Below are 14,053 nucleotides of genomic sequence, written 5' to 3'. Positions count from 1 at the left end.
AACACTCCCGGTCGGCGGGGGTCTGATCGGTGGAGTGTGCAGATGGCGCGGGTGGGGTTGTCGTTCAGCGACAGGTCGGAGATCTCGGCGGCCTCGAAAGCGGGCTGGTCGGTGCGGAGGATCGCCCGTCACCTGGGGCGTTGCCCGTCGGTGATCTCGCGGGAGCTTCACCGGAACTCGACGAAGACCCGCGGCTACCAGGCCGTGACCGCAGACGTCAGAGCGCAGCGTCGGCGAGCTCGCCCGCAGCAGCGGAAGGTCGCGGGGGATCCGGTGCTGCAGGCGAGGGTGGACGCCGACCTGGCCGCGTCCTGGACGCCGAACGAGATAGCGGGCCGGTTGCGTCTGGAGGCGACAGACCCGACCGTTGAACGCATGGCGAACTCTCCTGACGCACGCGGCCGAACCGTCTCCGGTGAGGCTATCTACCAGTACATCTACGCAATCCCGAAGGGTGAGCTCGCCCGCAAGGGCATCTTCCTGCAGTCCAAGCGGACCAAGCGCCGACCACGTACGACCGGGCGGACGCGCGGTGGCCCAATCGTAGGTATGGTCCCGATCGCGGAGCGAGGTGAGGACGCCGCCCAGCGTCGGGTGCCGGGGCACTGGGAGGGTGACCTGATCATCGGGAAGAACGGCACCTCGTGCGCGGCGACGCTGGTGGAGCGGATGAGCGGGTTCACCGGGCTGCTGGCCCTGCCCTCGAAACACGCCGAGCCAACCGCTGACGCGGTCATCGAGTTTTTCAACGACCTGCCCGAGATGATGAAGGCATCGTTGGCGTGGGACCAGGGCAGCGAGATGGCCCAGCACGCGAAGGTCTCCCTGGCCACGGCGATGCCGGTCTACTTCGCCGATCCCCACTCGCCCTGGCAGAGGCCCAGCAACGAGAACACGAACCGGCTCTACCGGGAGTATCTGCCCAAGGGCACGGTGATCCCCGATCACCAGCCCTACCTCACCACCATCGCCGAGGAGATCAACAATCGACCCCGCCGCCGACTGGGCTATCTCACGCCCACCGAGGCATTCGCTCGACTGCTCGCCGGCGAGCCCCATGTTGCTTCGACGCCTTGACATCGCCTGTTGCTTTTCGTGTAAATCGTTACTCATGGGTATGCGTAAAAGAAGCTGGACGTAGATTACGATTCTGGGGAATGGCCATTGTTTAGCTCTTCGTATACTCGGCGGCATCGGCGCGGATCGTGCGGCGCAGGATCTTGCCCGAACTCGTTTTCGGCAGCTCGTCGATGAACGTCACCTGGTGGGGTGCCTTGAACGAGGCGAGCCGCTCCCGGCAGTAGGCGATGATCTCCTCGGCGGTCGCCTCGGTGCCCGGCTGCAGGGTGACGAACGCGGCGACATCCTCCCCGCGGTACTCGTCGGGGATCCCGACGACCGCTGCCTCCTGGACGGCCGGATGCGTGTAGAGGACATCCTCGACCTCTCGCGGCCACACCTTGTAGCCCGAAGCGTTGATCATGTCCTTCTTCCGGTCGACGATGAAGAGCCAGCCGTCCTCATTCATGTACCCGACGTCCCCGGTGCGCAGCTCGCCGCCGGGCAGGTTCTCATCCGTGGCCGCAGGATTGTTGATGTACTCCGAGACGACCTCCGGCCCCGAGATCGCGACCTCACCGACCTCACCAGGGCCGAGAGGTTCGCCGAAGTCATCGAGGATGCGGATCATCGTGTCCGGCTGCGGCAGACCGCACGAGAGGTTGCCGCTGTCAGGATCGACGGGAGCCTGCAGACCTGCGGGCACCGCAGCCGCCTGCCCGACCGTCTCCGTGAGCCCGTATCCCTGACCGATCGCCACCCCGAACCTCTCCTCGAACTTCCGCACCAACCCCTCGGGAAGGGGTGCGCCACCGGACATCACACGCTTGAACGAGGCGAAGTGGTCCGGTGTGACCGCAGGATGGGCGAGCATCGCCGTGAACACCGTCGCCGGTCCCGCCATGTACGTCGGTCGCTCGTTGACGAGGAGTGCGAGGAACGACGCGGGCTCGAACCGGTAGTTGGCGATGAGCCTCGCACCCCCGGAGACACCGGCGATGAAGAGGCAGATGAACCCGGTGATGTGGAAGATCGGCGCGAGCGTGAGATAGCCGTCACCGGGTTCGAAGAGCGGATTGCGGACGTTGTAGCGGGAATTGCTCGACACCGAGGCGTGAGAGCCCGACGCTCCCTTCGACCGCCCCGACGTGCCCGAGGTGTAGACGACGATCGCCTCATCCTCCGGCGACGGATCGGCGGGGGTGAAGCCGGTGTCGCGATGCTCCTCGACGACCGCCTGGAAGTCGGGACCGCCGAGGTCGTCGCCGGTCTCCGGATCCCCGCTCACCCCAGGCCTCCCAGGAAGTCCGTCGAACATTCCGAAGATCGACTCCGGGCCGGTGACCTGGTAGCCGCGGTCGTCCGCGAGGACCACGGTGGGGATCGACTCCGCATACGGCTTCACCCGATCGAGGTAGGCCGCCTTCGAGACGACGAGGGCCTGGATGTCGGCATCGGCGAAGACGTGCTCGAGCTCCCCGCGGTACATCGGGTTGAGGGGAACGACGACACCGCCGGCCTTCCAGATCCCGTAGGTCGCGATCATGAACGCCGGCGTGTTCTGGTCGTAGATCCCGACCCGGTCCCCGCGCCCGATGCCCTGCTCGGACAGATACGCGGCGAACGCCGTCGAGTCCCGATCGAAGTCGGTCCATGTCGGCTCGTAGCCGTAGTAGCTCACCGCGGTCTTCTCGCCGCGGGCGGCGACGGTCGCCGCGAGGTCTCGCAATGGTGTCGAGGTCTCCAGGGTGTGGGGTATCGGGGCGATGTCGCCCCATGTCTGCAGCCACGGGCGGGCGTCGAACCATGAGCTCATTGCGTCACTTCCTCCAGCGTCGTCGGTGGGGGTGCGTCGTCGGGAAGTCTGCGCTGACCCTCCGAGTGAACATTCGTTCAGTGGTTCTCACCCTATTCACCCGCGGCGGGGGAGTCAACGGTCGATCATGCAGGACGGTTCCGCTGGGCGATGTAGCGCCCGATGAGCTCCTTCATCACCTCATTCGCGCCGCCGAAGATCGCCTGGATCCGGTTGTCCTTGAAGGCGCGGGCGATGGGGTATTCGAGCATGTAGCCGTAGCCTCCGAAGAGCTGCAGGCACCGGTCGATGACCTCGATCGAGAGGTCGGAGCCGAGGTACTTCGCCTTCGCCGCATCGACGGCGGTGAGCTCGCCGGCATTGAGCGCAAGCGCGCAGCGGTCGATGAAGGCCTCGAGGGCGTCGACGCGGGTCTCGAGCTCGGCGAGTTCGAACCGGGTGTTCTGGAAGTCGCCGATCGTCTGCCCGAAGGCCGGCCGTGAGAAGACGTACTCGCCGGTCCATTCGAGGGCCGCGCGTGCCGCGGCGAGCGTTCCCGACCCGATGAGGAGGCGCTCGGTGGGCAGGTTGACCATGAGATGGACGAAGCCCCCGTCGAGCTCCCCGAGCAGTGCATCGGCGGGGACACGGACATCGGTGAAGGAGAGCTCCGCGGTGTCCTGGGCCTCGAGTCCGAGCTTCGCCAGCTTGCGTCCGCGCTCGAATCCCGGGGTGTCGGCGTCGACGATGAACAGCGAAGTCCCGCGCGCGGCCTTGACGTCGGGGTTCGTGCGGGCGACGACGATGACGAAGTCGGCGTGGTGGCCGTTGGTGATGAACGTCTTCGCGCCGTTGATCACCCATTCGTCACCGTCGCGGACCGCCTTCGTCGTGATCCCCTGGAGGTCGGAACCGGCGCCGGGCTCGGTCATCGCGATCGCCCCGATCATCGCCCCCGAGGCCAGACCGGTGAGGTACTTCTCCTTCTGGGCCTGCGTCCCGAAGGCCATGAGGTAGCCGGGGACGATGCCGTCGGAGACGCCCCATCCGCCGGTCACCCCGCCGACGCCTCGGCGGGCGATCTCCTCGGACCGGACCATCTCGAACCGGAAGTCCGCGACCCCGGCACCCCCGAACTCCTCGGGGATGGCCAGGCCGATGACGCCCGCCTCGGCGGCCTTGACCCACATCCCACGATCGACGAGGTGGTTCTCCTCCCACTCCTCGACGTGGGGGACGACCTCACGGTCGAGGAAAGCCGCGACGGTCGCGCGGAAGGCTTCGTGGTCGTCGTCGTACAGGTTCCGCTTCACTGAGTCCGTCCTCCGTGGGTGCCGGATCGCAGGCCTTCGGCATCCTCGCCGAGGCGGTGACCGCGATCACTGATCGTTCGTTCAGTCTCGCACCGGGGTCGGGGACGGTCAAGCGGCGGCTCAGCCGTTGAATTCCTGCCGGATCTCACCGATGCCCTCGATCGTGGAGACGAGGACCTGACCGGGCTGGAGGAGCTTCGGCGGTTCGCGGGTGAACCCGACGCCCGAGGGGGTGCCGGAGTAGATGACATCGCCGGGGGAGAGGGTGAGGATGCGGGAGAGGCTCTCGACGAGGGCGGGGACGTCGAAGATCATCTGGCTCGTGCGGCCGGACTGGACGACCTCGTCGTCGAGCGTGCAGGTGATCGCGAGGTCGTCGCGATCGGGCAGCTCGTCGGGCGTGACGAGCCACGGCCCCTGCGGCGAGTAGCCGGGGAACGACTTGCCGAGACCGAACTGCGGGGCCGGCCCTTCGAGCTGGGTGGTCCGTTCGGAGATGTCCTGGCCGACGGTGACGCCGGCGACGTAGTCCCAGCCGGTGCCCGTCGGGATGTCATGGGCTTCGCGCCCGATGACGATGACGAGTTCGGCCTCCCAGTCGTTTCGGCCCTCTGGCACGAGGGCCACCGTCGTGTACGGCCCGGTGATCGAGGACTGGAACTTCGGGAACACCGGCGGCAGCGAGTCGGGTCGGTCGAATCCGCTCTCGGTCACGTGCTCGTCGTAGTTGAGGCCGACCCCCATCGACTGCAGGGGTCTTGGCGAGACCGCCCCGAGCTGCGTGGGGTCGATGCTCACGGTCTCCCCGGCGGCATCGGGTGCCCAGGCGAGGAAGTCGTCCCACTGGTCGTAGACGTCCTGGATGTCGGGGCCGAAGCGGCCCTCGCTGGCGGTCGCGACGTCGATGCCCTCACCGTCGGAGGTGAGGATGACGGCGCGGGAGCTGTGATTGGCGAGTCTCATGGTTGTCCTTGTCTGTGAGTAGTCGGTTCGCAGGGTGGCGGTCCCTGGGTGTCGAGGTTCGGTGGGCAGCGCCTCAGCGGTCGACGTTGGCGACCCCGTGATCGAGGATGCCGGGAGGCACCTGGCCGTCCCACTGGTTGATCCAGTAGAGGTCGTCGGGATCCCAGTGTCTGGCCGGCCGGCCCTTGTCGCGGATCGTCTCCATGTCGCAGTAGTACTCGATGACCGTGCCGTTGGGTTCGACGTAGTAGACGGCGACGTTGTCGCCGGCACCGTGGCGCACCGGCCCCCATGCCAGCCGGGCACCGCGACGTGCCAGGCGATCGCCGAGGCGCATGAGGTCGAAGACGTTGCCCGCCTGCCAGGCATGGTGGTGGATGCCGGTCTTGTTCGAGGTGAAGACCGCGATGCCGTGGTGATCGTTGTTGCAGCGCATGAAGAAGTTCTCATTGCCGATCTGGTCGGAAACGACGAAGCCGAAGACGTCGTGGAGGAAGTCGCGCTGCGTGAGGGCATCCCGAACCTGGATGTTCGTGTGCCCGAGGCGGTCCGGAGCGCTCGATCCGCGCTTGAGCATGCTGTAGTCGAGCTTCTCGGTGTAGATCTGCCATGTGAAGCCCTCAGGGCCGACGAAGGCGAAGCCCTCTTCGATGTGGTCTTCGATCGGCTGCTCGGAGATGACCTGGTAGCCGCCGCGGGCGACCTTCTCGCGGATCGCCTCGAGTTCGGCGGTGCTGTCGACGATGAGCCCGGTGTGGTCGAGGGCGTCCTTGTCCGACTGGGTGTAGACGATCTCGTGGTGCTTGTTCTGTGCCGTGAGGAACGCCTTCTTGCCGGATGAATCCGACTCGACGAGCCCGAAGACGTCGATCGCGTTCGTCAGTGTCGCGCCGAGGTCGCGGGTGTGCAGGGAGACGTACCCGATCTCTGAGACTGATCCTTCTGCCGACATGGTCCACTCCTCTTCGAGTCAATAAATCATAATGATTATGCTCAATACGATAGCAGTGAATCCCGGACAATCAAGGGTGCGGTCACGGATGTGCTCGAACTCGACGTCACGAAGGCAGGCTGACCAGGGCTTTCCGGTCCCGCAGAGGGCTCGAGCCGAAGCGCTGTCGGTAGCTGCGGGAGAACTGCGCCTGCGAGCGGAATCCGCTGGCCGCGGCGACCTCGGCCATGCTCATCTCCTGGGCACGTGGGTCGGCGAGCAGGTCCCGAGCCGTCTCGAGTCGGTAGGCGAGCACTGTCTCCGGCACGCTGTGGCCCGCCTCGGCGAAGAGTCGTGAGAGGTGGCGTTCGGAGAGTCCAACGCGCCGGGCGATCCGGGAAGCCGTGAGTCCGGGATCGCGGTGGTGCTCGCTGATGAGCGCTCGCGCCTCGTCGAGAGCTCCGGCGTCTCCTGTGGCGTCGGTGAGCAGGGTGGCGAGCAGGTCGAGCATGCGCTCGTCGAGGCGGGAGCCTCCGCGCAGTCCGCGGGCCGCCAGGGCATCGGCGATGTGGGCGAACTCGCGGCCTGCGGCATCGCGGGGCGACCCGTGCCCGGTGACGAGCGGCGTCGGTCGACGCCACGAGGCCGCGCCGGTGAGCTCGAGGAGCGATTCGCGGGGAAGCCTGACGACGATCTCGTCGACTCCGGTGCTCAGTTCGCGGGTGAACGAAGTGTCTCCGCTCAAGACGACACCGCGCCCGGGGCTGATCTCGAGCCGTCCGAAGCGGTGGGAGAATCTGCTCGACCCGGTCAGCGGAAGGTAGACGAGTGCCCCGGAGACCGGGTGGGCGGCGATGTCGGCCGACTCCCGCCGGACCGTATGCGGGCTTCCCGTGACCCTGGCGATGCGCATCCGCGGCAGCTCGAGCGTCGAGGTCTGCGCGCGGAACCGCGCGCCCACGGCGTGTTCGGTGCGCAGGCCCACGAGCGTCGAGGCGTGGTACGCCTCCCAGCCCTCGACCCGCTGGTGCGCAGGCACCGACCCGGTCGAGAACCGTGCGAGCACGCTCCCTGTCTCAGCTCCTGCAGACATGGACACCATGGTAGACGCCGGAGTGTGACGCCGCTCTCACGTTTTTGACGATTTCGGCCACGATCGCCTCGGCGGGGTGACGGGGAGCACCCGACCTGCCACGCTCGGTCTCAGTTGTCCTGTTCCACCGCAGCAGCAAGACAAGGAGCACCACCATGGTCATCTTCAACGACGGCGTCGCAGAGACCGCGACCCCCGACGGCGATGCCGTCGACACCGACGTCCTCATCGTCGGCTCGGGACCGGCCGGAGCCTCCGCCGCACTCTTCCTCTCGACCCTCGGCGTCGACAACGTCATGATCACGAAGTACCGCTGGACGGCGAACACCCCACGCGCCCACATCACCAATCAGCGGACGATGGAGATCTTCCGCGACGTCGGCATCGAGGATCAGGTGCTCGCCGAGGCGACCCCGCACGAGATGATCGGCGACACCGTCTTCTGCACCTCGATCGCCGGGGAGGAGATCGGACGCATCCTCACGTGGGGCAACCATCCGGCCCGGCACGCCGACTACGAACTCGCCTCGCCCTCCCTCAACTGCGACATCCCGCAGACCTACCTCGAGCCGATCCTCGTGAAGAACGCGACGATGCGAGGGACGCAGACCCGCTTCTCCACCGAGTACCTCTCCCACGTCCAGCATCCCGACCACGTCGACGTCACCGTCCTCGACCGACTGACCGGTCGCACCCAGCTCATCCGCGCGAGTTACCTCATCGGCGCCGACGGAGCCCGGTCGAAGGTCGCCGCCGACATCGACCTGCCGATGGTCGGGGAGATGGACATCGCCGGGTCGATGAACATCACGTTCACAGCCGACCTCGAGAAGCTCGTCGGTCACCGTCCCTCTGTCCTCTACTGGGTGATCCAACCCGGCTCGAACATCGGCGGGATCGGTGCGGGGCTCGTGCGCATGGTCAGGCCGTGGAACGAATGGCTCATCGTCTGGGGCTTCGACATCACCCAGGGGGTGCCGGAGGTCACCGAGGCCGACGCCCTCGAGATCGTGCGCAATCTCATCGGCGACCCCGAACTCGACGCCGAGATCACCGGCATCTCCCTGTGGGGCAACAACGAGCAGTACGCCTCCCGCCTGCAGTCGGGGCGCGTCTTCTGCGCCGGCGACGCCGTGCACAAGCACCCGCCGTCGAACGGCTTGGGATCGAACACGTCGATCCAGGACTCCTACAACCTCGCGTGGAAGCTCGCGGCGGTGCTGCGCGGCACGGCGGGGGAGGAGCTGCTCGAGACCTACTCGAGCGAACGGGCCCCGGTGGCCCAGCAGATCGTCACTCGCGCCAACCAGTCCGGGCGTGAGTTCGGTGAGCTCTTCGCAGCCCTCGGCCTCGAACCGGGACAGTCCGAGGAGGAGATGACCGCGGCGATCGCCTCCCGCAAGGACGCGACCCCTGCCGGTGCTGAGCGCCGCCGACAGGTCAAAGCGGCGATGGAGCTGAAGAACTACGAGTTCAACGCCCACGGGGTCGAACTCGGGCAGCGCTACGCCTCGACCGCCGTCGTCGCCGACGGGCGCGCGCAGACCCCCAACCCGCGCGACCCCGAGCTCTACTACGAAGCGTGCACGGACCCCGGGGTCCGTCTGCCGCACGCGTGGGTGGGCAACTGGATCGACAAGCACTCGACCCACGACCTCGCGCCCTACTCCCGCTTCACCCTCATCACCGGCACCACTGGCGCGGCCTGGGAGGATGCGGCACGTGAGGTGAGCGACCGCCTCGGCGTCGACGTCGAGACCGTCGTCATCGGACCCGACCGCGACATCACCGACCTCTACTTCGACTGGGACCGGATACGCGGCACCGCCGAGGACGGCGCGATCCTCGTCCGCCCCGACAAGCACATCGCGTGGCGGGTCGAGAGCCTTCCCGCCGACCCCGCCGCCGACCTCGAGGCGGCACTCACCGCCGTCCTCTCCCGCAGGGAAAGCTCAGTGCGCACGAGTGCCGCGGACGCCGGTGCTCCGGAGGCGGCAGAGTCTGCCGCCGAACAGCTCGAGAAGCAGGAGGAACCGGCATGAGCCTCGACTTCACCCACACGACGCTCGGCCAGCGCGTCGTCTTCGCCCCCGGACAGGCCGCAGCCCGGATCGCCGAGGAGATCGAGCGCCTCGGTGCCGAACGCATCATGGTCATCGTCTCCGGATCCGCCGCCGACAAGGTGAGCGACTTCTCCTCCCACTTTCCGGTCGCCCTGTGGCACCGCGAGGTCGTCATGCACGTCCCCGCCGAGGTGGCCGACCGGGCCGTGGCCGCCGCCGAGGAGGCCGAAATCGACCTCGTCGTCAGCGTCGGCGGGGGATCGGCGACCGGACTGGCCAAGGCGGTCGCACTCGAGACCCGGATGCCCATCATCGCCGTGCCCACGACCTTCGCCGGCTCCGAGGCGACGAACGTGTGGGGGAGGACGGAGAACGCCCGCAAACGCACGGGAACCGACGACGCCGTGCTGCCGAGAACCGTCGTCTACGATGCCACCCTGCTCGCCGATCTGCCCCACGACCTCGCCGTGGCCTCCGGCCTCAACGCGCTCGCCCACTGCATCGATTCGATGTGGGCACCGCGAGCCGACCCGATCAACCGTGCGCTCGCCCTCGAGGGAATCCGGGCACTGACCCTCGGGCTTCCCCGGCTCGACCCCGACGGCGAGGACCTCACCGGCCTCGAGGACACCCTCTACGGTGCCTACCTCGCCGCCGTGGCCTTCGCCTCGGCGGGGTCGGGCATGCACCACAAGATCGCCCACGTCCTCGGCGGCACCTTCGACCTCCCTCATGCCCAGACCCATGCCACCCTGCTTCCCTACGTCCTCGCCTTCAACGCCCCGGCCGTCCCCGAGGCCGAGACCCGCATGGCCGAGGCCTTCGGGGCGCCGACCGCCGTCGCCGGACTCGAACGCCTCCGTGAGGCCGTCGGTGCCCCGCGGGCCCTGTCCGCGCTCGGCTTCACCGAGGCCGACATCGCCGAGGCGGTCGATCTGTCCCTGGACGCAATCCCCGAGGACAACCTGCGGGCAGTGACAAAGGAGAACCTCACCAACCTGCTCACCGCGGCCCTCCACGGTGACGAACCGACGTCCGCTGCGAAGAGAGCCTGATGCGAACCCGCTGCGGCGCGCAGTACGAGCGCCGCCGAAACGAAGGAGCGACACCATGACCAGCACCACCCGTTCGAACCTCACTCCCGAAGAGGTCGAGCAGCGCCTGACCGAGACGGTCATCGCCTCGTTCTCAGGCACCTCCGACGAGCGGCTCAAGGAGCTCATGACCTCCCTCGTCACCCACCTCCACGGCTTCATCCGCGACGTGCGGCTGACCGAGGAGGAATGGAACCAGGCGATCGCCTTCCTCACCGCCGTCGGCCACATCACCGATGACCGCAGGCAGGAATTCATCCTCCTCTCCGACGTCCTCGGGGCGTCGATGCAGACGATCAACGTGAGCAACACTCCGTACAAGGACGCGACCGAGGCCACGGTGTTCGGCCCGTTCTTCGTCGACGACGCCCCGCGCATCGACAACGGCGGCGACATCGCCGGCGGGGGAGTGGGGCAGCCGGCCTGGGTCGAGGGCGTCGTCCGGGACACGGACGGCAACCCGGTGCCGGGAGCGCGGATCGAGGTGTGGGAGGCCGACGAGGACGGCCTCTACGACGTCCAGCACGATGACGAGCGCGTCTACGGACGCGCCCATCTCTTCTCCGAGGACGACGGATCGTTCCGGTTCTGGGGACTCACCCCCACCCCGTATCCCATCCCCGACGACGGCCCGGTCGGCGCACTGCTGGCGGCCACCGGCCGGTCGCCGATGCGCGCGAGTCACCTCCACTTCATGGTCACCGCCCCCGGACTGCGCACACTCGTCACCCACATCTTCGTCACCGGCGACGAACTGCTCGCCACCGACTCGGTGTTCGGCGTCAAGGAGTCGCTCATCAAGGACTTCGAACAGCAGGAGCCGGGGACGCCGACGCCCGACGGGCGCGATCTCGGCGACGCCTCATGGTCGCGGGCCCGCTTCGACATCGTCCTCGCCCCCGAAGGAGCGTGAGGGGTTGCCAGGGAGGCCGCGAGCGCGAATACTGCGAGGCACGGTGACTCGGCGACAGAGGAGCGGTGATGGGCGAGACGGTGCGGATCGCGCAGGTGAGGATCGACCACGCGGACAAGGTGCTCTTCGGCCCTGACGGCCCACCGGTGACGAAGGCCGATCTCGCCCGGTACTGTGCCGACATCGCCGAGGCGATGCTGCCTCACACCCGGGGCCGGCCGATCTCGATGGAGCGCTTCCCCCACGGCATCGACGGGGAATCGTTCTTTGAGAAGCGGGCACCCGCGTACTTCCCTGACTTCGTCCACCGGGTGCGGGTCGATGTCGAGACCGAGCACCGCAGCCAGGACCAGGTGGCCATCGACAACACGCAGACGCTCGTCTATCTTGCCGACCAGGCGTGTCTGACTCCGCACACGTGGCTCTCGACCGCGGCCGACCTCGAGCGGCCCGACCAGCTCCTCGTCGACCTCGACCCGACTGTGCCGGGACTCGACGCGGTGCGCCGGGCGACGACGATGGTCGGGCAGCTCTGCGCGGAGCTCGGACTCACGGCCTTCGTCAAGACGACCGGGTCCCGCGGCTACCACGTCATGGTTCCCCTGCGCCCCGCCCATGACTTCGACGTCGTCCGCGACTTCGCCCACCGCTTCGCCGAGGTCCTCGTCGCCCGCGACCGCGACCTGCTCACCACAGCGGCGCGCAAAGCGAAGCGGGGTGACCGGGTCTACCTCGACGTCGCCCGCAACGCGTACGCGCAGACGGCCGTGCCGCCCTTCGCGGTGCGCGCGCGTCCGGGAGCGCCGGTGTCGATGCCGATCACCTGGGACGAGGTGGACACCGTCGCACCGCAGGAGTTCACGATCGCCTCCGCCGCCCGGCGCCTGAAGACCCACGGCGATCCGTGGGCGGGCATCGCCCGGCACCGACAGGGCCTGAGCAGGGCGATGGAAAGGCTCGAGCGGCTGAGCGGCACCTGAGCCCCCTCAGCCGGTCGTGCCTCCACCCGTCTCGTCGATCCAGATCCATCCTGCGGGCATCGGTGCCCACGCTGCGACCTCACGGCCGTCCTTCGACGAGTCGGCGAGGACGACGACCTGCCGGGCGCGTTCGGCGATGAGCTCCTTCGTCCGCGCTTCGGCCAGAGTCGGCTCACCGAGGCCGACGGCCGGGTCGACGGCGTCGGCGCCGAGGAAGGCGATGTCGACGTGGATCCGGGACAGGGCATGGTCGGAGAGCGCTCCCGTCGTGCCGTGCGACATCGTCGAGACCTCGCCGCCGACCATGACGACCGTCGGGCCCTCGGGGTGGGCGAGGGTGAGGGCGATCTCAAGCCCGCGGGTGATGACGGTGAGGTCGCTGCGATCGCGGATGCGCTCGGCCAGGCGCACCGTCGTCGACCCAGCGTCGAGGAAGACCGTGCGCACGCTCGGGTCGGAGAGATGGACCGCCGCGGCCGCCGCGATCACGTCCTTCGCCTCGGCGTTGAGCTCCATCCGCTCACCCAGCGGAGGTTCGACGTAGCCGGCGGCAGCTGCTCCGCCGATCGTGCGGATGACCTCTCCGGCCTCGGCCATCTCCCGCAGGTCCCGCCGGATCGTCGACTCCGAGGTTCCGAGTTCGGCGGCCAGGCGCGGAATCGACCAGGACCCGGTCTTGAGCAGGGACATGATGTCGTCACGTCGCCGCTGCGTGCCCGTGCGGATCGCCATCGCGCACCCCTCCCTTCTCGTTCGCCCTCACCTCGGCAGGTCGGTGAAACCTGCCGCGGACTCTGTCACCTCGGCAGGTACTCCGCGCGGATCCCGTCGACGAAGGGAGCGTAGCCGATCGCTGCCCGGTAGGCCGAGCGCATCGTGCCCGCGTCGGCGAGTCCCTGCCCGGCGATGTCGAATGCGGTGCCGTGATCGACCGAGGTGCGCAGGATCGGCAGGCCCACGGTGACCGAGATCGTCCCGTCGAAGTCGTAGGTCTTCGCGGCGATGTGGCCCTGATCGTGGTACTGCGAGAGGATCCCGTCGAAGCGACCGGTCAGGCCCTGATGGAAGACGGAGTCGGCGGGGATGGGGCCTGCGACGTCGAAGCCGCGGGAGGCGTTGACCGCCTCGACGGCGGGGCGGAGGATCTCGATCTCCTCATCCCCGAACGCCCCGTTCTCCCCGCCGTGCGGGTTGAGGGCGGCCACGGCGAGCCGGGGCTCGGTCACCCCGTAGAGCTGAAGGGCGCGGTGGGCGCGTTCGATCGAGTCGACCTGCGTCTCGACCGTGAGCGCGTCGATGGCCCGCCGCAGGGACATGTGCCGCGTGGCGAAGAAGATCTGGAGCCTGTGATCGGGGATCTTCGTGTCCTCGACGACGAACATCGTGTCCTGCTTCGTCACCCCGGTGAGCTCACCGAGCATCTCCGTGTGCCCGAGGTGGACCGACCCCGACTCCCACACGGCCTCCTTGTTGATCGGGCCGGTGACGATGCCGGCGATCTCCTCGTCCATCGCCGCCTTCGTCGCGACCTCGATCGCCGTCACCGCCGCTCGTCCCGCGCGGGCGTCGACGACGCCCCAGTCGGGCAGGTCGTCACCGAGGACGCCTAAGTCGAAGACGTCGATGACGCCTTCCCCCGCCGAGGCGGTCGTCCAGTCGCTCACGGCCCGCAGTTCGACGTCGAGTCCGAGGACGTCGACGGCGCGCCGCATGACCGCGAGGTCGGCGACGGCGATGCCGTGCTGGTCGCCCTGCCCGGCGAATTCGGCGAGCACCTGTGCGGTGATCTCGGGACCGATCCCGACGGGGTCTCCGACGGTGACGGCGAGGACGGGTGCGGACATGTCAT

The 14,053-nt window shown here is 68.1% G+C and carries 12 protein-coding genes; 5 read left to right on the top strand and 7 right to left on the bottom strand.

Features of this window, described 5'->3' with window-relative positions; all coding sequences use genetic code 11:
- Positions 1 to 1,077: IS30 family transposase (locus EZE58_RS10620; protein ID WP_240941127.1), on the top strand; the 1,077-nt coding region annotated here is incomplete at its 5' end.
- A 91-nt stretch (positions 1,078 to 1,168) separates the two neighbouring features.
- Here the strand turns inward: EZE58_RS10620 and EZE58_RS10615 are convergent.
- The 5 genes from EZE58_RS10615 to EZE58_RS10595 all read right to left on the bottom strand — a co-directional run bounded on the left by EZE58_RS10615 (position 1,169) and on the right by EZE58_RS10595 (position 7,154).
- Complete coding sequence (locus EZE58_RS10615) at positions 1,169 to 2,875, bottom strand: AMP-binding protein (RefSeq protein WP_063250230.1); 1,707 nt, start codon at positions 2,873 to 2,875, stop codon at positions 1,169 to 1,171.
- A gap of 125 nt (positions 2,876 to 3,000) precedes the next feature.
- A complete protein-coding gene (locus EZE58_RS10610) occupies positions 3,001 to 4,167 on the bottom strand; it encodes an acyl-CoA dehydrogenase family protein (RefSeq protein ID WP_167560539.1) in 1,167 nt (388 codons plus the stop codon).
- Between the two features lie 120 nt (positions 4,168 to 4,287).
- Entirely contained in the window at positions 4,288 to 5,130 is an 843-nt protein-coding gene (locus EZE58_RS10605; RefSeq protein WP_131248395.1) for a fumarylacetoacetate hydrolase family protein, read from the bottom strand.
- A gap of 73 nt (positions 5,131 to 5,203) precedes the next feature.
- Positions 5,204 to 6,082 carry a VOC family protein gene (locus EZE58_RS10600; RefSeq protein ID WP_131248394.1) on the bottom strand — a complete coding sequence of 293 codons (879 nt, stop codon included), beginning with the start codon at positions 6,080 to 6,082 and terminating at the stop codon, positions 5,204 to 5,206.
- 106 nt (positions 6,083 to 6,188) lie between these two features.
- A complete protein-coding gene (locus tag EZE58_RS10595) occupies positions 6,189 to 7,154 on the bottom strand; it encodes an AraC family transcriptional regulator (RefSeq protein ID WP_040340906.1) in 966 nt (321 codons plus the stop codon).
- Between the two features lie 155 nt (positions 7,155 to 7,309).
- Here EZE58_RS10595 and EZE58_RS10590 point away from each other — a divergent pair, with 155 nt between their 5' ends.
- From EZE58_RS10590 to ligD, 4 genes are all read left to right on the top strand, one after another.
- Positions 7,310 to 9,196, top strand: a complete 1,887-nt coding sequence (locus tag EZE58_RS10590) for an FAD-dependent monooxygenase (protein ID WP_167560537.1) — start codon at positions 7,310 to 7,312, stop codon at positions 9,194 to 9,196.
- The gene (locus EZE58_RS10585; RefSeq protein WP_167560535.1) at positions 9,193 to 10,272 is read left to right on the top strand and encodes a maleylacetate reductase; all 1,080 of its coding nucleotides are present in this window, start codon (positions 9,193 to 9,195) and stop codon (positions 10,270 to 10,272) included. Before EZE58_RS10590 ends, EZE58_RS10585 begins: the two co-directional genes overlap by 4 nt.
- A 55-nt stretch (positions 10,273 to 10,327) precedes the next feature.
- Complete coding sequence (locus tag EZE58_RS10580) at positions 10,328 to 11,224, top strand: dioxygenase (protein ID WP_119296602.1); 897 nt, start codon at positions 10,328 to 10,330, stop codon at positions 11,222 to 11,224.
- 68 nt (positions 11,225 to 11,292) lie between these two features.
- Positions 11,293 to 12,204, top strand: a complete 912-nt coding sequence (ligD, locus tag EZE58_RS10575) for a non-homologous end-joining DNA ligase (RefSeq protein WP_167560534.1) — start codon at positions 11,293 to 11,295, stop codon at positions 12,202 to 12,204.
- A 6-nt stretch (positions 12,205 to 12,210) separates the two neighbouring features.
- Here the strand turns inward: ligD and EZE58_RS10570 are convergent, their stop codons facing one another.
- Both EZE58_RS10570 and pdxA read right to left on the bottom strand, forming a co-directional pair.
- Positions 12,211 to 12,936 (bottom strand): DeoR/GlpR family DNA-binding transcription regulator, encoded by a 726-nt coding sequence (locus EZE58_RS10570; protein ID WP_167560532.1) that lies wholly within the window; start codon positions 12,934 to 12,936, stop codon positions 12,211 to 12,213.
- Positions 12,937 to 13,001: 65 nt separating this feature from the next.
- A complete protein-coding gene (pdxA, locus tag EZE58_RS10565) occupies positions 13,002 to 14,048 on the bottom strand; it encodes a 4-hydroxythreonine-4-phosphate dehydrogenase PdxA (RefSeq protein ID WP_167560530.1) in 1,047 nt (348 codons plus the stop codon).
- Positions 14,049 to 14,053: the final 5 nt, after the last annotated feature.

Source organism: Brevibacterium sp. LS14, assembly GCF_012027885.1.
In the GTDB taxonomy this organism is placed as follows: domain Bacteria; phylum Actinomycetota; class Actinomycetes; order Actinomycetales; family Brevibacteriaceae; genus Brevibacterium; species Brevibacterium casei.
The sequence above is the reverse complement of the archived record's forward strand: the minus strand, read 5'-3'. Positions and strand labels throughout refer to the sequence as shown.

Excerpts from the sequence above, each read along its gene's own strand:
- EZE58_RS10570 (WP_167560532.1), bottom strand. The coding sequence starts at position 12,936 with ATGGCGATCCGCACGGGCACGCAGCGGCGACGTGACGACATCATGTCC.
- pdxA (WP_167560530.1), bottom strand. The coding sequence starts at position 14,048 with ATGTCCGCACCCGTCCTCGCCGTCACCGTCGGAGACCCCGTCGGGATC.
- EZE58_RS10600 (WP_131248394.1), bottom strand. The coding sequence starts at position 6,082 with ATGTCGGCAGAAGGATCAGTCTCAGAGATCGGGTACGTCTCCCTGCAC.
- EZE58_RS10615 (WP_063250230.1), bottom strand. The coding sequence starts at position 2,875 with ATGAGCTCATGGTTCGACGCCCGCCCGTGGCTGCAGACATGGGGCGAC.
- EZE58_RS10590 (WP_167560537.1), top strand. The coding sequence starts at position 7,310 with ATGGTCATCTTCAACGACGGCGTCGCAGAGACCGCGACCCCCGACGGC.
- ligD (WP_167560534.1), top strand. The coding sequence starts at position 11,293 with ATGGGCGAGACGGTGCGGATCGCGCAGGTGAGGATCGACCACGCGGAC.
- EZE58_RS10580 (WP_119296602.1), top strand. The coding sequence starts at position 10,328 with ATGACCAGCACCACCCGTTCGAACCTCACTCCCGAAGAGGTCGAGCAG.
- EZE58_RS10605 (WP_131248395.1), bottom strand. The coding sequence starts at position 5,130 with ATGAGACTCGCCAATCACAGCTCCCGCGCCGTCATCCTCACCTCCGAC.
- EZE58_RS10585 (WP_167560535.1), top strand. The coding sequence starts at position 9,193 with ATGAGCCTCGACTTCACCCACACGACGCTCGGCCAGCGCGTCGTCTTC.
- EZE58_RS10595 (WP_040340906.1), bottom strand. The coding sequence starts at position 7,154 with ATGTCTGCAGGAGCTGAGACAGGGAGCGTGCTCGCACGGTTCTCGACC.